This is a genomic window from Polaribacter sp. Asnod6-C07 (assembly GCF_045063625.1).
In the GTDB taxonomy this organism is placed as follows: Bacteria; Bacteroidota; Bacteroidia; order Flavobacteriales; family Flavobacteriaceae; genus Polaribacter; species Polaribacter vadi_A.
Genome location: NZ_JBEFOF010000005.1, coordinates 1,385,446 through 1,403,097 on the forward strand (window position 1 = coordinate 1,385,446; position 17,652 = coordinate 1,403,097).

At 28.9% G+C, this 17,652-nt stretch carries 19 protein-coding genes; 9 read left to right on the forward strand and 10 right to left on the reverse strand.

Translation table 11 applies throughout. From position 1 onward, the window contains the following. Positions 1–143: 143 nt before the first annotated feature. Entirely contained in the window at positions 144–515 is a 372-nt protein-coding gene (locus ACJJVK_RS05790; RefSeq protein ID WP_405564086.1) for a VOC family protein, read from the forward strand. A 22-nt stretch (positions 516–537) separates the two neighbouring features. Here ACJJVK_RS05790 and ACJJVK_RS05795 read toward each other — a convergent pair whose 3' ends face one another. Together ACJJVK_RS05795 and ACJJVK_RS05800 are read right to left on the reverse strand one after the other, a co-directional pair. Further along, complete coding sequence (locus ACJJVK_RS05795; RefSeq protein ID WP_405564089.1) at positions 538–1,164, reverse strand: hypothetical protein; 627 nt, start codon at positions 1,162–1,164, stop codon at positions 538–540. Positions 1,165–1,172: 8 nt separating this feature from the next. Next, entirely contained in the window at positions 1,173–2,954 is a 1,782-nt protein-coding gene (locus ACJJVK_RS05800; RefSeq protein WP_405564091.1) for a chloride channel protein, read from the reverse strand. A gap of 353 nt (positions 2,955–3,307) precedes the next feature. On the opposite strand from ACJJVK_RS05800, the gene ACJJVK_RS05805 reads away from it, so the two are divergent. Beyond that, the gene (locus tag ACJJVK_RS05805; protein WP_215994599.1) at positions 3,308–3,643 is read left to right on the forward strand and encodes a single-stranded DNA-binding protein; all 336 of its coding nucleotides are present in this window, start codon (positions 3,308–3,310) and stop codon (positions 3,641–3,643) included. 41 nt (positions 3,644–3,684) lie between these two features. On the opposite strand, the gene ACJJVK_RS05810 is transcribed toward ACJJVK_RS05805, so the two are convergent. Beyond that, positions 3,685–4,101, reverse strand: coding sequence for a hypothetical protein (locus ACJJVK_RS05810; protein WP_405564093.1), 417 nt, complete (start codon positions 4,099–4,101; stop codon positions 3,685–3,687). 258 nt (positions 4,102–4,359) lie between these two features. Here ACJJVK_RS05810 and ACJJVK_RS05815 point away from each other — a divergent pair, with 258 nt between their 5' ends. Together ACJJVK_RS05815 and ACJJVK_RS05820 are read left to right on the forward strand one after the other, a co-directional pair. Next, entirely contained in the window at positions 4,360–4,821 is a 462-nt protein-coding gene (locus tag ACJJVK_RS05815; RefSeq protein ID WP_405564096.1) for a (2Fe-2S)-binding protein, read from the forward strand. A 20-nt stretch (positions 4,822–4,841) separates the two neighbouring features. Further along, on the forward strand, positions 4,842–7,058 hold the full coding sequence (locus tag ACJJVK_RS05820; protein WP_405564098.1) for a molybdopterin cofactor-binding domain-containing protein: 2,217 nt from the start codon (positions 4,842–4,844) through the stop codon (positions 7,056–7,058). A gap of 188 nt (positions 7,059–7,246) precedes the next feature. Here the strand turns inward: ACJJVK_RS05820 and ACJJVK_RS05825 are convergent, their stop codons facing one another. Both ACJJVK_RS05825 and metG read right to left on the reverse strand, forming a co-directional pair. Further along, positions 7,247–8,149 carry a histone deacetylase gene (locus ACJJVK_RS05825; protein WP_405564101.1) on the reverse strand — a complete coding sequence of 301 codons (903 nt, stop codon included), beginning with the start codon at positions 8,147–8,149 and terminating at the stop codon, positions 7,247–7,249. 100 nt (positions 8,150–8,249) lie between these two features. Continuing rightward, a complete protein-coding gene (gene metG / locus ACJJVK_RS05830; RefSeq protein WP_405564103.1) occupies positions 8,250–10,304 on the reverse strand; it encodes a methionine--tRNA ligase in 2,055 nt (684 codons plus the stop codon). Positions 10,305–10,421: 117 nt separating this feature from the next. Here metG and ACJJVK_RS05835 point away from each other — a divergent pair, with 117 nt between their 5' ends. Genes ACJJVK_RS05835 through ACJJVK_RS05845 form a run of 3 tightly spaced genes read left to right on the forward strand, consistent with a single transcriptional unit; the run spans position 10,422 to position 12,399 of the window. Further along, positions 10,422–11,054, forward strand: a complete 633-nt coding sequence (locus ACJJVK_RS05835; protein ID WP_405564104.1) for a hypothetical protein — start codon at positions 10,422–10,424, stop codon at positions 11,052–11,054. Next, positions 11,044–12,030: an LD-carboxypeptidase gene (locus ACJJVK_RS05840; RefSeq protein WP_405564107.1), complete on the forward strand. Its 987-nt coding sequence runs from the start codon at positions 11,044–11,046 to the stop codon at positions 12,028–12,030. Before ACJJVK_RS05835 ends, ACJJVK_RS05840 begins: the two co-directional genes overlap by 11 nt. A 9-nt stretch (positions 12,031–12,039) precedes the next feature. Then, positions 12,040–12,399, forward strand: coding sequence for a YraN family protein (locus ACJJVK_RS05845; RefSeq protein WP_405564109.1), 360 nt, complete (start codon positions 12,040–12,042; stop codon positions 12,397–12,399). Between the two features lie 112 nt (positions 12,400–12,511). Here ACJJVK_RS05845 and ACJJVK_RS05850 read toward each other — a convergent pair whose 3' ends face one another. Beyond that, the gene (locus tag ACJJVK_RS05850; protein ID WP_405564111.1) at positions 12,512–13,882 is read right to left on the reverse strand and encodes a TlpA family protein disulfide reductase; all 1,371 of its coding nucleotides are present in this window, start codon (positions 13,880–13,882) and stop codon (positions 12,512–12,514) included. Positions 13,883–13,981: 99 nt separating this feature from the next. Between ACJJVK_RS05850 and ACJJVK_RS05855 the strand changes: the two genes are divergently transcribed. Beyond that, a complete protein-coding gene (locus ACJJVK_RS05855; RefSeq protein WP_405564114.1) occupies positions 13,982–14,776 on the forward strand; it encodes an SDR family oxidoreductase in 795 nt (264 codons plus the stop codon). 111 nt (positions 14,777–14,887) lie between these two features. Here the strand turns inward: ACJJVK_RS05855 and ACJJVK_RS05860 are convergent, their stop codons facing one another. Genes ACJJVK_RS05860 through ACJJVK_RS05870 form a run of 3 tightly spaced genes read right to left on the reverse strand, consistent with a single transcriptional unit; the run spans position 14,888 to position 16,337 of the window. Continuing rightward, entirely contained in the window at positions 14,888–15,307 is a 420-nt protein-coding gene (locus ACJJVK_RS05860; RefSeq protein WP_405564116.1) for an SRPBCC family protein, read from the reverse strand. A 58-nt stretch (positions 15,308–15,365) separates the two neighbouring features. Then, positions 15,366–15,935 (reverse strand): Crp/Fnr family transcriptional regulator, encoded by a 570-nt coding sequence (locus ACJJVK_RS05865; protein ID WP_405564119.1) that lies wholly within the window; start codon positions 15,933–15,935, stop codon positions 15,366–15,368. Positions 15,936–15,980: 45 nt separating this feature from the next. Then, positions 15,981–16,337, reverse strand: coding sequence for a hypothetical protein (locus ACJJVK_RS05870; RefSeq protein WP_215994610.1), 357 nt, complete (start codon positions 16,335–16,337; stop codon positions 15,981–15,983). Between the two features lie 80 nt (positions 16,338–16,417). Between ACJJVK_RS05870 and ACJJVK_RS05875 the strand changes: the two genes are divergently transcribed. Continuing rightward, a complete protein-coding gene (locus ACJJVK_RS05875; protein WP_215994611.1) occupies positions 16,418–16,930 on the forward strand; it encodes a CvpA family protein in 513 nt (170 codons plus the stop codon). A gap of 60 nt (positions 16,931–16,990) precedes the next feature. Here the strand turns inward: ACJJVK_RS05875 and ACJJVK_RS05880 are convergent, their stop codons facing one another. Further along, entirely contained in the window at positions 16,991–17,626 is a 636-nt protein-coding gene (locus ACJJVK_RS05880; RefSeq protein ID WP_215994612.1) for a carbonic anhydrase family protein, read from the reverse strand. Between the last annotated feature and the right edge of the window lie 26 nt (positions 17,627–17,652).

Genomic DNA, 17,652 nt, shown 5'->3' on the forward strand with positions numbered 1-17,652 from the left:
TTATATCTTTTTTTGTGAAAAACAAAAAAAGGATACCATTACAATCAGGGCTAAACTTTTTTGCCAACTATTTGTACCCCCTAAAAAACAAGTAATTACAAAAGATTTTCTTAACTTTAAAACATCAACCAAAAACTATAAATATGAAATTAGGTGCATTTTCTAGCAGTTTAGCTGTAAAAGACATTCATAAATCAAAAGCGTTTTACGAAAAATTAGGCTTTTCTGTTTTTGCAGGCGAAATTGAAAAGAATTATCTCATTATGAAAAATGGCAATGCTTTAATTGGTCTTTTTCAAGGAATGTTCGAAAACAATATTATGACGTTTAATCCTGGTTGGGATGAAAATGCCAACAAGTTAGGTGAATTTGATGATGTAAGAACCATTCAAAAACACTTAAAACAAGAAGGTGTAACTTTACAAACAGAAGCAGATGAAACAACTTCAGGACCAGCAAGTTTTGTAGTTTTAGATCCTGATGGAAATGCAATTTTAATAGATCAGCATGTTTAGGATTTAATTTAATTAAAAATAATTATTCTTCTAAAATTAAGGGTAAGAAGGCTAATAAAATGATAAAACTTGTAATTATTAAAGAGATAATTAAAGGTTTTGTAATACTTTTTGATTTATAATTCAAATCTTTGTTTAAGTTTTTATTCCAAAATAAACCTGTTAAAATAGAAGCTCCAAAAAGATTTAAAGTTAAAGACAAAAAGAATTGTATGTGTATAGTGTTTACAATAATGTAGATTGCAATTGTGTAAAGAATTCCAAAAATAAGCACTTGAATTCTTGCCTTTGGTTTATCCATTAGTTTTAAATTGTACATCATTAAAACTGCACCAAATATTACACTAAAAAATATCGAAAACCCTTTTATTGCATTTTTAGAATACAAAACAGGTAGTTCAAATTCATCAAAAACACTATCAGTTCTAATGTTTTCTTCTTTTGCTACTACAATATTTTCTTGTGACTTTTGATCAACAACTGCTTCGTTGATAGCACCAGCGTTTTCAGAGATTATTTCTCTTTTTTCGAGTTCCCAAATTACTGCTTGGATTGCTGCATCTGTATATTTGTATTTGTTTTCTAAGATGTTTTCTAATTCAGCATTAGATTTTTCACTAAATTTTAATGAGAAATTATTCTTTTTCATAAGTTTTTTTATCCTGTAACTTCAACCAATTTATTTCTGTAAGCAGTTAATAATTTCGATTTAGAAATAAATCCAACATAAGTATTGCCTTTAATTACAGGCAAATTCCAAGCACCACTAACTTTAAACTTTTTCATTACTTTTTCTACAGAATCTGTATGATGAATAATTTCTGGAGCTGCTTTCATAAAGGTTTGCACAGTTGTTGTAGTGTACATTTCTTTATCGAACATAATGGGTCTAATATCGTCCATTAAAACAATTCCTAAAAACTGATTTTCTTCGTTTATCACCGGAAAAAGATTTCGTGTAGATTTTGCAACCGCTTTTTTTAGCATATCACCCAATAACATATCTGGATATACCTTTTTAAAATTGGTTTCAATTAGGTCGTCAATTTGCATCATCATCATTACATTTTTGTCTTTGTTATGTGTAATGAGTTCTCCTCTTTGTGCTAATTTGTAAGTGTAAATTGAATTAGAGATAAAGTATTTGGTAAAGGCAAAAGAGATGGCTGCAACTAACATTAAGGGAACAAACAAATCATAACCACCAGTAATTTCTGCAATTAAAAATATGGCTGTTAAAGGCGCATGTAAAACTCCAGCCATTAAACCTGTCATACCAATTAAGGTAAAATTGGCTTCAGAAACTTGAAAACCTAAACCCATATTATTTATGATCTTAGCAAAGGCATTTCCAAGCGCACTTCCCATAACCAAAGTGGGTATAAAAATTCCGCCAACTCCACCAGCTGCAAAAGTGGTACTCATGGCTATTGCCTTAAAAAAAGTAATTAGTAATAATAGAATTATAACAATCCAAATATTGCTTTCATCAAAAGAAAAAGGTGTGTTACCAATAGCAGCAATGTGATTGCCTTTTAATAAATTATTGATTAAACCATAACCCTCACCATATAAAGAAGGCATCAGAAATAAAATAAAACCGATAATTAAACTACCAATAATTAATCTTTTAAAACGATTATCAAACTGATAAAAAAACTTTCTAATTAGAAAATATACTTTAGAGAAATACACAGAAATAATGCCTGTAAAAATTCCGAAAATAGCATAAAAACCTATTTCACTAATATCAAATTCATCATTTAGCTCAAAACCTAATAAAACATCAGAACCTAAAAAGAAATATGATGTTATAATTGCAGAAACAGAAGCTAATAACAAAGGCACTAAAGAAACAAAAGCAATATCTAAACTAAAAACCTCTAAAGCAAAAACAATGCCTGCAATTGGGGCTTTAAACATAGAAGACATAGCACCAGCAGTTGCACAACCAATTAACAACATTCTTGTTTTGGTGTTCATATGAAACAGCCTAGAAGTATAAGAAGCTAAAGCTGTACCAGCACTAACTGCAGGGCCTTGCAAACCTACAGAACCCCCAAAACCTACTGTAATAGGTGCAGTTATTAAAGAGGCAAAAATGTTATATTTTGGTATAATTCCTTTTCTTTTAGAAATGGCATATAGTGTTGTAGAAATTCCATGGCCAATATGTTTTTTAAGCCAAGTTTTTTTGATGATGGCAACTATAAATAAACCAATAATTGGAAAAATAAAATACAGTGAACTTTTGTAACTTTTAAAAAAATCTATAGATAAAAGCAGTTGAATATAATGCGTTAAATTTTTTAAAGTTACTGTACCCAAACCAGCTAAAAAGCCAACTAAAATACTTAAGATATATACAAACCTACGCTCTGAGATATTTTTATATCTCCAAAGTAAAATTCGTTTTAGGTATTTGTTTTTGGTTGGCATTGTTGTTAGAGCTAATGTGCTTTAATTTAAATACAAAACTACGGATATTTAATTTTGATTTTATGAGAAAAGACAGCTTTTAAAAAACTAACTTTTTACATATACTAACGATTTCTATTGCTTTACGTTCATTTGTAACCTCTAACTAAACATATGTTTCTATAAATTCTCCATTTTTACTGAGATTTTTTTAAGCTATATGCATATGATAATACTTATAATCATTTTTAAACGACTACAATCGTTTACAACCGAAAGTAATTGCTTTGTAACCGAATAAAATTTGTGATCTATTGCACCTTTGCAGTGTTGAATGGAACTAATGAAATTCGACACAATTTAAAACTTATCTTATGAATACGTTAAGAAACAAAGTACAGTTAATTGGTAGACTAGGTCAAGACCCAGAAATAATTACTTTTCAAGATGGTAATAAAATTGCAAAATTCTCTTTAGCTACAGATGATAGTTACAAAGATAAATCTGGTAATAAAGTAGAACGCTCTTATTGGCACAATTTGGTTGTAAAAGGAGGTTTAGTAAAAGTTGTAGAAAACTATGTAACAAAAGGAAAAGAAATAGCTATAGAAGGTAAATTAACAAATAGATCTTATGAAACTAAACAAGGCGAAAAAAGATATATCACAGAAGTTTTAGTGAATGAGCTGTTAATGTTAGGTAGTAATTAATCTTTTCAAAAAAGCCTTGATAGTAACATCAAGGCTTTTTTTTAACTCACTTTTTCTAATTCTAATTCAAGTTTAATTACCATTAACAATTCAGATTCATCAAAATAAGTTACAGAATTGGCAATTTTAAGAGCAGTTTTTAAAATTAAACTTTTAATACTCTCAGTAAATAAAGAAGGATGCTCATTTTTAAAATCTAAAAATTCTTGATAACAAGAATTAGAATCAAAAAAACCTTCATTATTTAACCAATCAAAAACAGTTTCTATTTGATAGGCTGCATCAGAATGATAATCATCATTTACAGCATCAATTTTTGTCCATTTATTTTTTACAATTTTCTTTAATGCCTTAAATTCAATCTCTTCAACTACATTATCTGCTGCTGCAATAGCATAAAATAATTTACCTAAGTTTTCATAAAAAGAGATAATTGTATTTTTTGCTGGTTTCATCATAATAATAAACTTTAATACTGCTTAAAAACTAATAAGCTGTTGTTTTAATAGTTTAAAATTAATCTGTTTTTTTCTTTTTTAATCTGATAAAAATCATTGTAATAAATTCTTATAAGTTGTATTTCGTTGTTTTAAAAGCTTCGGTTTGCAGCAATAATTTGTTAAAAACATCTTAATTTTTTTTGATTTAACTTTAGTATCATATTCAAAAAATAATTTTTAGTAACTTACAACATCAATTTAAAAAAATCACTTTCTATGCCAAATTATAAGCTACATATTAACGGAAAACAACGTTCTGTAACAGCTGATGAAGACACACCTTTACTTTGGGTTTTAAGAGACGAACTTAATTTGGTAGGTACAAAATTTGGTTGTGGTATTGCACAATGTGGTGCATGTACTGTACATATAGATGGCATTGCAACAAGAAGTTGCCAAATGCAGGTTTCTATTTTAGAAGATGTAAAAATCACTACAATAGAAGGTTTGTCTGATGATGGTAAACACCCTGTACAAGAAGCTTGGGCAGAGATTGATGTTCCACAATGTGGTTATTGTCAAGCTGGGCAAATAATGACAGCAAGTGCATTTTTAAGCGAAAATAAAAACCCTTCTTCAGAAGAAATTAGAGAAGCAATGCATGGTAACATTTGTAGATGTGCATCTTATAATAGAATTGAAAAAGCAGTAAAAGTGGCTGCTGATAAATTATCATAAACCATCTAAATCTGAAAAAAATGAAATCTCAATTGAATACAAATTTTAGTAGAAGAAATTTTTTAAAAACATCAGCTTTAGCAAGTGGAGGTTTATTAATAGGTTTTAATTTTTTAACAGCATGTAAGCCAGAAGCCAAAATGCCTGTAGATATTAATAACCTTAATTTTAATGATTTTAATGCTTTTATTAAAATTTCTGATGAAGGTTATGTAACTATTTTTTCTCCAAATCCAGAAATTGGGCAAGGTGTAAAAACGGCTATGCCAATGATTATTGCAGAAGAATTAGATGCTGATTGGAGTAAAGTAAACGTAACACAAGGCGCTCTAGATACTAAAAATTTTAGCAGACAACTTGCAGGGGGTAGTCAATCCATTCGTTTTGGTTGGGATGCTTTAAGACAAACAGGTGCAACAGCAAAGCAAATGTTAATTAATGCTGCTGCTATAAAATGGAATGTAGATGCAGCATCATTAAAAACATCAAAAGGAGTAATTACCAATGCAAAAGGAGCACAATTAACTTATGGAGATGTTGTAAAAGAAGCAGCTTTATTAGAAGTGCCAGAAAATGTAAAACTAAAAGAAACAAAAGATTATACCATAATTGGTAAAGATGCCATAAACGTAGATATTCATAAAATTATAACTGGTAAACCTTTGTTTGGCTTAGATTATAAAACAGAAAATATGATGATTGCTTCTGTTTTAAGACCACCAGCATTTGGTCAAAAATTGGTTTCTTTTGATGCAGAAAAAGCAAAACAAGTAACAGGTGTAATAGATGTTATAACAATAGGTGATAAAGTTAGAGAGTTTAATAATTCAGGTAAAAATAGTTGGACTTTTCAAATGTCTGAATCTGATAAAGTTGTTGTAATTGCAAAAAATACTTGGGCTGCCATAAAAGGTAAAAAAGCACTTTCTGCAAAATGGAAAACAGATTCTGAAGTTGAAAGTACAGAAAAGCATGATAAAATTTTGACTAAAATTTTAGATGGCAATAAATTAAATACAAGAAGAGAAGATGGTAATATTAAAAGTGCTTTTGCTAAAGCAGATAAAATAGTTGAGAAAATCTATCACTCCCCATTTTTACCTCATAATTGTATGGAGCCAATGAATTTTTATGCTGATGTTACATCTGAAAAGGTTCATTTAGCAGGGCCAGTACAAACACCAGAAGCTGCAGAAGGTGTTGTTGCAGATATGTTTGGTGTAGATAAAGAAAATATTCATGTAGAAATGACAAGAATGGGAGGTGGTTTTGGTAGACGTTTGTATGGCGATTTTGTTTATGAAGCTGCAGAAATATCTAATGCTATTAAAAAACCTGTAAAATTAGTATCTACCAGAGAAGATGATATGACAACTGGTGTTTATAGGCCAGCAATTAAATATAGAATAAAAGCAGCTGTAAAAGATGGTAAAGTAACTGCTTATCATTTAAAAGAAGCTGCCATTAATGGAAATATGTATGGTTTAATTCCTAACTTTTTTCCTGCAGGTTGTATACCAAATTACAAAGTAGAAACTGCAAATTATAAAAGTAACATTACAACAGGTGCTTGGAGAGCTCCTTATACAAATTTTTTAGCCTATGCAGAGCAAAGCTTTTTTAGTGAGTTAGCACAAGAAATGGGTAAAGATCATCCAGAATTATTATTAGAATTATTACAAAATGTAAAAAATACTACAGATAATAAAATTCAATATTCTGGTCAAAGAATGGAAGACACTATTAAACTAGTAAAAGAAAAAGGGAATTGGGGTAAAAGAGAAGAAGGAGTTTACCAAGGTTTTTCAGCTTATTATAGTCATAATACTCATGTTGCAGAAATTGCAGAAATTGTTTTACAAGAAGGTTTACCAGTTATTAAAAAAGTTACTGCTGCAGTAGATTGTGGAATTTTAGTAAACCCAACAGGTGCAAAAAATCAAGTAGAAGGTGGTGTCTTAGACGGAATTGGCCATGCAATGTTTTCTGATTTTTCTTTTAAAGATGGCAAACCAGAATATAAAAACTTCGATAAATATAGGTTGATAAGGATGCAAGAAACACCAAAAGTTGAAGTTCATTTTGTGCAAAATAATTTATCGCCAACAGGTTTAGGAGAACCAGGTTTACCACCTGCAGGTGGTGCAGTTGCAAATGCTATTCATAATGCTTTAGGTAAACGTTTATATAGCCAACCTTTTATAAAAGAATTAAAAAAGAGTACTATTTTAGGGTAAAAAGTAGTTTTTGATTTAAAATATAAAATTGCCAAAATAATTAAACTTTGACAATTTTAATTGAATTACTTTGGGGGAAGCAATATTGTTTCTTTGTTAGGCGTACAAATATAGTTGGATAGTTGATTTTGAATTTTCTATTTTCGTTAAATTGAAGTATAAACTCTTTAATTTGAAAAAAGTAATCGTTAAAAGAAAATTTCTTGAGCCAGTCTAAAAGTATTAGAATGTGCATCAACAATTATATTAATGTCTTTTGAGTAACCACCACCCATAGAGCACATTACAGGTGTTTTTAAGTCGAAACAGGTTTGTAAAACAAAACGATCTCTTTCTTCACAACCTTTAATAGTTAAAGATAATTTACCTAGTTTATCAGATTCTAAAATATCTACACCACATAAATAATAGATAAAATCTGGTTTTTCTTGTTGGATTAGTTTTGGTAAAGTGTCTTTTAATATCGATAAATAAATACCATCTTTTGTATCATTTTCTAAAGCAATATCTAAATCAGATTTTTCTTTTTCAAAAGGATAATTGCCTTTTCCATGCATAGAAAAGGTGAAAACAGAAGTGTCATTTCTAAAGATTTCTGCAGTTCCATTTCCTTGATGTACATCTAAATCAACAATCAAGATTTTATCTATTAAACCTTTATTTTGAAGGTATTTTGCGCCAATTGCTTGGTCGTTTAACAAACAAAAAGCTTCACCTCTGTTCGAAAATGCATGATGTGTACCACCAGCAATATTCATAGCAATTCCATTTTTTATTGCAAATTCAGAAGCTTTCATTGTGCCATTAGCTATTATCATTTCGCGTTCTATGAGTACTTCTGATAAAGGAAAACCGATTTTTCTAGCCGCTTTTTGATTTAAGGTAATGTTTAATAAATCAAAAAAATATTCGGGTTCGTGTACTGTAAAAAAATGTTTGTTATTTGGTATTTCAGGTTCAAAAAAGTTTTCTGGTTTGCAAGTTCCTTCATACAATAATTGTTGAGGTAGCAAATCGTATTTTTCCATAGGAAAACGATGCCCTTCTTTTAAAGGATGATTGTAAATAGGATGGTATGCTATTTTTAGCATAAAGAATTTTAATTACAAATATAAAATCAATTTTCACAATGATTTTCTTGCTAAAATTATAACAAGAAAATCATCATCAAAAAAGTATAAAATTTATTTTCTAACTAACAGCCTGCCCATTTTTAACAGCTTTTTCAGGCTCAACAAATGCTAGTTTTCCATCAGGAGTATCTGTCATTAAAATCATTCCTTGGCTTTCTACACCTCTAATTTTTCTTGGTGCTAAATTCACTAAAACAGAAACCTGTTGACCAATAATGGCTTCAGGAGAAAAGCTTTCTGCAATACCAGAAACAATAGTTCTTGTATCTATACCAACATCAACTTTTAATTTTAAAAGCTTTTTAGTTTTAGCAACCTTTTCTGCTTCTAAAATGGTTCCAATTCTAATATCTAATTTTGTAAAATCATCAAACTCAATAGTTTCTTTTTGTGGTTCTACTACTTTATTTTCTTGTTCATTAGCCAATTTTGTAGCTTCTAATTTTTCTAATTGAATTTCAATTGTTTTGTCTTCAATTTTAGAGAATAATAATTCAGCTTTATTTATTTGATGATTCGCAGGAATTAAAACATCTTCTTCAGTTACATTTTCCCAAGAAACATTTTCATCAAGATTTAAAATTCCTTTTAATTTTGTTGATGTAAATGGTAAAAATGGCTCAGAAACAATAGCTAAAGCTGCAGAAATTTGCAAAGCAACGTACATAATTGTTTGTACACGTTCAGCATCAACTTTTATCACTTTCCAAGGTTCTTCATCTGCTAAATACTTGTTTCCAAGTCTTGCTAAATTCATTAATTCTTGGCTAGCTTCTCTAAATCTGTATCTTTCAATAGATTTTCCAATTACATTTGGAAACTCTTTTACAGCAGCTAAAACATCTTCATCTACTTCTGTAAAATCGTTTGGAGTTGGTACAATTCCTTGATAATATTTGTTGGTTAAAACCACAACTCTGTTAATGAAATTACCGAAAATGGCAACCAATTCACTATTATTTTTAGTTTGGAAATCTTTCCAAGTAAAATCGTTGTCTTTACTTTCTGGTGCATTTGCAGTTAAAGTATAACGTAAAACATCTTGCTGATCTGGAAATTCTTCTAAATACTCATGCAACCAAACTGCCCAATTTTTAGAAGTTGATAATTTATTACCTTCTAAATTCAAAAACTCGTTAGCAGGTACATTATCAGGTAAAATATAATCTCCATGTGCTTTTAACATACTTGGAAAAATAATACAGTGAAAAACAATATTGTCTTTCCCTATAAAATGTACCAATTTTGTATCATCTTTTTTCCAATAATCTTCCCAGTTTTTTCCTTCTCTTGCAGCCCATTCTTTGGTAGATGAAATGTAACCAATAGGTGCATCAAACCAAACATAGAGTACTTTTCCTTCTGCACCTTCTACTGGTACAGGAATTCCCCAATCTAAATCTCTTGTTACAGCTCTTGGTCTTAAACCATCTTCTACCCAAGATTTTACTTGTCCGTAAACGTTAGGTTTCCAATCATTTTTATGCCCTTCTAAAATCCATTTTCTTAAAAAATCTTCGTGTTTGTCTAAAGGTAAAAACCAGTGTTTAGTCTCTTTTACAGTTGGTACATTACCAGTAATTGCAGATTTTGGGTTGATTAAATCTGTTGCATTATGGCTTGTACCACAGTTTTCACATTGGTCTCCATAACTTTCTTCGAAACCACATTTTGGGCAAGTACCAATTACAAAACGATCTGCTAAGAACTGATTGGCTTCAGCATCGTACAATTGTGCTGTAACTTCTTCTACAAACTCACCATCATTATACATTTTTGTAAAAAACTCTGAGGCAGTTTCATGATGAATTTTAGATGATGTTCTAGAATAATTATCAAAAGAAATACCAAAATCCGCAAACGATTTTTTAATTATTGTGTGGTATTTATCAATAATATCTTGAGGAGAAACACCTTCTTTTTTAGCTCTCATTGGTATAGCAACTCCATGCTCGTCAGAACCACAGATGTACGCAACATCTTTGCCAGTTAAACGCAAATAACGTGCATAAATATCTGCAGGTACATACACACCTGCTAAATGACCAATATGAATTGGCCCATTTGTATAAGGTAAAGCTGCTGTAATTGTATATCTTTTTGGAGTATTCATCCTATATTTCTTAATTTTAAGTACTTATTTTTGAAGTGCAAAAGTACGAAAAAGCAATTTTTAAATTGAATTGAAATTAATACATTTACTTAAATAAAAAAATTGCTTATTTTGAAAATGAAATCTCTTCTTATTATGTTTCTATTGTTGATGTTCTCACCAATAAATTCACAAGAAAAACAAGATTCTATTAAGGTAAAAAAGAATCCCATTGTTTTTGCTGATTTTTTTTTAGGATATACTAATGGGTATGTTAAAGGTCTTGGAGTTGGTGGTACTTTGCAATATCAAAATAAAAATAATTTATACTCTTTTAGAGCTTTTGCAACATTTGATGATAGAGAGGTAGATTATAGAATTATTGTGCCTATTTCTGGTATAAGTAAAACTTTAGAAGAGTATGCTTTTTTGTATGGTAAAAGATTTATAGAAGACGGTTTTTCGTATCATTTTTCTGGAGGAATTTCTTATAACGTATATCAAGAAAAAGATAGAACCTTTATCTTTGATGAGGAACTTATACTAAAAGAATCTTATGTAGGTTTTCCTTTAGAAATAGGATTAAATTGGTTTAAAAATAAGAAAGAGAGATTTGGCGTTTTTTATGGGTTAATTCCTGTTGGAAAACCCACAGGATTTGCACGTTCTATGGGGTTAAAATTATATGCAAATATTGCTAAAAAATCATATGTTGGCTTGGGTTTAAGTTTTGGTTTAGGTTGGCATAAAATTTATGATAATGAAAAATAGTATTGTGTTTTTATTATTGTTGATGGTTTTCTCATCAACAATTGCTCAAGAAAAATTAGCAACTCCACCTTATTTAAAAACGGGGGATACAATTGCGATTGTTGCGCCTGCAGGTATTTTAAAACCAGGTAGAAAAGCTGTGGTTTTACAAGCTAAAAAGTTAGCAGAAAGTTGGGGTTTAAAAGTGGTTTTGGGTAAAAATATGTTTAATCAAGGGAATCATTTTTCTGGTACAGATGATGAACGTTGTCAAGATTTTCAAGAGGCTTTAGATAATAAAAACATTAAAGCAATTTGGGCTGCAAGAGGTGGTTATGGTTCTGTAAGAATTTTAGATAAATTAGATTTTACAACCTTTAAACAATACCCAAAATGGATTATTGGTTATTCTGATATTACTGCATTTCACAACCACATTCATAATTTAGGTGTTGAATCTTTACACGCAATGATGGCAACTAGTTTAGAAGAAAAACCTCAAGAAATTAAACAAACCATTGCAACTTTTAAAAAGGCAATTTTTGGTGATGAAATTTCTTATACTTTTCCAACATCAAAAGAGAATAGAGTTTTATCATCTAAAGTAATTGAAGGACAAATTATTGGTGGTAATTTGGCAATTTTAACTTCGATGTTGGGTTCTGAAAGTCAGTTAAACACAGAAAATAAAATTTTATTTATCGAAGAAATTGGCGAGTACAAATATTCAATAGACAGAATGTTGCAAAGTTTAAAACGCGCTCGTTATTTTACCAAAGTAAATGCAGTTGTTGTTGGTGATATGTCTTTAATTAAAAAGAATTCTACAAAATGGGGGAGTTCTATTGAGCAATTAATCTTAGAAGCTATTCCAGAAGATATTCCAGTTATTTTTAATTTTCCTGCTGGTCATAATGCAGACAATAGAGCTTTAATTTTTGGTAGAAATGCTCAAATAAATGTTGATGGAAATCAGACAGTTTTAAAGTTTAAATAACTGATTAAAATGGCAGAGCACAATGAACTTGGTAAAAAAGGAGAACAATTAGCCATCGATTTTTTAATTAAAAACGATTATAAAATCTTAGAAAAAAATTACAGATATTTAAAAGCTGAGGTTGATGTTATTGCTCAAAAAGGCGACATTTTAGCAGCTATTGAAGTAAAAACTAGAACATCTGCTTATTTTGGAAACCCAGAAGAGTTTGTAAATCCGAAGAAAATAAAACTATTAATTTCTGCAATCGATAATTATGTTGTAGAAAGAGATTTAGATATAGAAGTTCGTTTTGATATTATTGCAATTATCACCAATAAAAAAGAAACAAAAATAGAGCATTTAGAAGACGCTTTTTTACATTTCTAAATGCTAAAAATTGTAATTATTGTGTAATTTGTTTTATTAAGATTAAGAGAAATATCATCTCTATACGTATCAAAAGCTTTATAGAGATAATATTTTTTTGCCAAATTTTAAATTATTTATCTTTTAAAAACTCTTTAACATCGTTAATTTCATTAGGTTTTGCAATAATCTTTTTGTTCTTATCTAGAACAAAATAAGAAGGCGTAGAAAAAACTTGATAAGTTTGTGCGGTTTCATTTTCCCATTTGTTTAAACCTAAAACATTATGCCAACCTCTTAAATTACTTTTTTGATAATTATCCCAAACAAAAGTGTCTTTTTCTAAGGCAAAAGCAATTACTTTTAGATTAGGTTTGGTTTTCATATAAGTATATAATTCAGGAATTTCTCTTAAACAATGAGAACAACTTGTGCTCCAAAAAACCAAAACATAAGATTCAGCATCGTTTAAAGTTGATAGTTTAAATTTCTTGCCATTTTCTGTCCAAGAAAAATCTGGAGCAATTCTGCCAACTTCTGCAGCAAATAAAGCTTGTTTTTCTTCTTTAAATTTTGCGTCTTGTAAACTTGGAGATAGTTTGTTGTATTGGCTTTCAAATAAATAATCTATTATGTCTAAATTTTTTGCAGATTCGAACTGTTCTATTAAAAATTCTATAATATCTCTTTTATAAGACTCACTTTTAATTTTAGAAAGTATTGTTTCTATAGCATTTTTATGTAAGATTTGTTGTTGCTGTAAATCTTCTGAATAATTGATGTAAAATATATAATCTAAAATTCTGTTGGTTAAAAATGATGAATTTACCAAAGCCTTATTAGAAAAATCTAGTTTGTTAAAATAAGTGCCTTTAATGTTATCTAAATAAGCAGTAACTGAGGTTAAAATTTCTGAAGGATTATTTCTAGAACTCGCTTTTATAAATGGCGCAATAAACATGTCTTTAGCATCTTCAACATATTTATTTTGAATAGAATCTACATTTTTATAAGCTTGCTTATAAGAATCTTTTAAGTCTAAACTTGGGTCTTGTAAAACCGCAACTTGAGTAGAATCTAATTTTTGTTGTGCAGCTGTAATATCATTTAAATAATTGGCATAAAAAATGTTTTCTGAAGATTCAGAAAAAACAACAGATTGCTGTGGATACTCAGGATTAAAAATAAAAGAAACATTTTCTTTATTGTAAAAAAAGTCTATAAAACCTGCACCTTCTAAGTTATAAGTTGCTCTATAAGCACCTGGTTTTGCAGAAGAAGGTAATCTAATTTGAAAGCTACTAACAACTTCTTTTTTACCGCCAATTAAAACTGAATCTGTTTTAATTGTAGTGTTATTTACAAAAACTTGTTTTGTGCCTTCTAATTTGTATAAAATAAGCCAATCTGTTTTTATTTTCGGACTCATTGTACCTTTTACAATATGTTGCCCAAATGTAATTGAAGAAATTAAAAGTAACAGGAATAGTATTTTTTTTGTCATTTTATTCAATTTTTGTCTATAAACACTTTTTCAAGAAGTGTACCAAAAATACAGTTTCTCTATTAAAATGGGTATATTGTAACGTTAAATTAAACGATTATGTCTTTTAATGATAAAATTATCTGGATAACTGGTGCTTCCTCAGGAATAGGAAAAGCATTAGCTATTGAATTGTCTAACCAAAATGCAAAACTGATTTTATCATCTAGAAAAAAAGAAGGTTTAGAATTGGTAAAAAATCAATGTAAAAATAAAGAGGACGTAAAAATTGTTATTCTAGATTTAGAAGATTATTCTAATTTACAGCTAAAAGCTGATGAAGCTATTGCTGCTTTTGGTAAGGTTGATATTCTAGTAAATAATGGAGGTATTAGTCAGCGTTCTTTAATCTCAGAAACAAATATAGAAGTTGATAAACGTATAATGGATATTAATTTTTTAGGAACTGTGGCTTTAACAAAAGCTATTTTACCACATTTTATCAAAAATAAAAAGGGTCATTTTGTTGTAACTACAAGTATTGTTGGTAAAATAGGAACTCCTTTACGTTCTAGTTATGCTGCTAGTAAACATGCTTTACACGGTTTTTTTGATAGTTTACGAGCAGAACAACATCAAAATAAAATTAATGTAACCTTGGTTTGCCCAGGTTTTGTAAATACCAATGTTTCTAAAAATGCATTAACAGGAAATGGAACTCCTCAAAAAAAAATGGATGTTGCTACAGAAAACGGAATTCAGCCAGAACGTTTTGCAAAACTTATGGTAAAAGCTATTAAAAATAAAAAAGAGGAAGTTTATATTGCTGGTGCAAAAGAGAAATTAGGTGTTTATGTAAAACGTTTTTTGCCTAAAATATTCTCTGTTATGGTTCGTAAATTGAGTGTTACTTAATCTATAGTATATTAATTGTATTTATAAGTTAAAACCAATTATATAACTTTTGTTTATGTTTGATATTCTGAAGTAATTTATTACCCACAATTTTCTTTATTTATTTTCATTTTAAAGTTTTTCTGAACGAATTTTTAACTCTTTATTCATTTGTTCAAAATCCTTTTTTGTTTTTTCTAAATTTTTTGAAAACAAATTAACCAATATCCCTGTAAAATTTTCACTTTGCTCAAAAGTTGTAGTTCCGTTTTTATTATCAATTAGTTTAAATTTATGTTCGCCATCAAAAAGACCTTTAAACCAAAGGTAACCAAGCCATTTTAATTCTGTATTTTTATTAAATATTAATACAACAGGTTTAAAACTTAATCCTTGTAGTTTTATTTTAATTTGTTCACCAACTTTTACTTTTCCAGTAACTGATGTAATAAAGGAATTCCATTCGTGGTAATTCTCAAAATCTGTAAGTATTTTCCAGATTTTCTCTTTATTTGCATTTATTGTTATCGAAGTTTTTATTTGTTTTGCCATAAGAATTTATTTATCAGGCAAAGTTCGTGTCAAATTAAATTATTACTCTTGATAAAAATCAAGAATTTTTTTTATTTCTAATTCGACTAAAAGTTTCAGGAGACATTCCTAGCATTGATGCAATATATTGTAATGGAACGTGATTAAAAAGTTCTTTATGATTCTCGAAAAGCTTGTTATAACGTTCTTCTGAATTAAGAGATAAATGACTAAATACCCTATCTTCTAATTGAACAAAACAGCTAGCAATAAATTGTTTTTCCATTTCTGGCCAATTAGGTACTAACTTATTCAAAAGCTTATAATTTTCTTTTTCTATTGTGTAAAGTTTACAATCTGTTAAAGCTTGAATATTCCATTTTGCACGTTGTTTAAAATTAAAACTGTACAAATCTGTTATAAAATATCCTTTTGTTGAAATCCATTGAGTAATCTCTTTATTGTTTGCATTGGCATAAACTCTAATAAAACCACTTTGAACAAAACTCAGTTTTTCACAATAATGACCAGATTTTATAAAATATTCTCCTTTTTTTAGTTCACTTTCTTTGAATAAGGATGTTATATTATCCATATACTGATTTGTAATCCCAAAATAAGAAGTAATATATTTTTGTAATTCTGTCAATTTCTTAGAGTTCTTTTTTTCAATAAATTTAATATTGGATTTTGGCTAACTAAAATATTCTAAACTTTCAAAATAAGTTACAATAGCTTCTTTCATTAATACAGTTTGTTCGCCAGGTTTTAAATTAGGTAATTCTGTAAGTGTTTTATAATGTGGCCAGCCATCATCATCAAAATAATCGAATTCATAATAACCATAAGGTTCTAATAATTTACAAATGGCAATGTGCATCAGATTCATTTTTTCGTCTTTCTTAAACGCTCTATGACCTTGCCCTAATTCTTGAACACCAATTAAATAGATAATTCCATCTACATTTAACTCATCACCTTCAGAAAAATCTGTAGTTAATTTATTAACCAAAAACGACCATTTTTCTTTTAAATTACTCTCTTTAGACATATAAATATTTAAAGTGTAAAGATACAATCTGCATTTTTAATTTGTAAAAATTAGATGTAGATTTACACAAATTATTTAGAATGAATGTAATAGACATTGTAATTGCTGTAATATTAATTTTTGCTGCTGTAAGAGGTTTTATGACAGGTCTTTTTTCTTCAATTGCATCTTTAGTTGCTATTGTAGCTGGTGTGTTTTGTGCTATACACTTTTCTTATTATGTAGAATATGAATTGAATGATTCTGTTTTAGAATGGTCTCATCAAACTAATAAAATTGTAGCCTTTGCAGTTACTTTTCTGTTTGTAGTATTGGCAATAATTTTTGTGGGTAAATTGCTTACTAAGTTAGCAGATATTACTGCTCTAGGATTATTAAATAAAATTTTAGGAGCAATTTTTGGTGCTTTGAAATGGTCTTTATTGCTAAGTGTTATTTTTTTGTTGTTCGATAAATTTAATAAAACAATACCATTTGTAGATAAAGAAATGTTAGATAGTTCTGTACTTTACCATCCTGTAAAATCTATTGTACCTACTTTGTTTCCTGCAATTTTAGATGACGATAATCCGTCTTTAAAGTTTATAAAATAAGTTTCTATACTAAAAAAGGCTTGCAATTATTGCAAGCCTTTTTTATACTGTAAATTAAATTTATAGTAAAGTAACTTTTCCACTACTTAAGTGATAAACACCACCTATAATTTTAATTTCACCATTTTCTTCCATTTCTTTAAGAATAGGGCTTTTTTCTCTTATTCTGTCTATTGTTAAACTAACATTGTTTTCTATTGTTTTGTTTACAAAATCAGAATTAGAAGAATCATGCTTTCCTTTAATTTGAGATTCTGATAGTTTTACTGCAGGTTGAATATTGTCTAACAAAGAAGTTATATTTCCTAGTTCTACATGATCGCAAGCTGCTTTTACAGCTCCACAACTTTCATGACCTAAAACCAAAACTAATTTGCTTCCTGCAACTTTACAAGAATACTCCATGCTTCCTAAAATATCAGTATTTTCGAAATTACCTGCTACTCTTGCTACAAATACGTCTCCAATAGTTTGATCGAAAATTAATTCTACAGGTACTCTAGAATCTATACAAGAAAGTACAATTGCTTTTGGATGTTGCCCCTCTACAGTTTGTGAGATTAATGCTTTATGGTCTATAGTATGTACTTCGTCTCTAATAAAACGAGCATTACCTTCTATAAAATCTTGTAACACTTTCATTGGTGTTAATTGATCTTGTACTTCTTTTGTTATGGCTAAATTTCTATGTGGCATAATAAGTTTTTTTAATTTAATTCGTA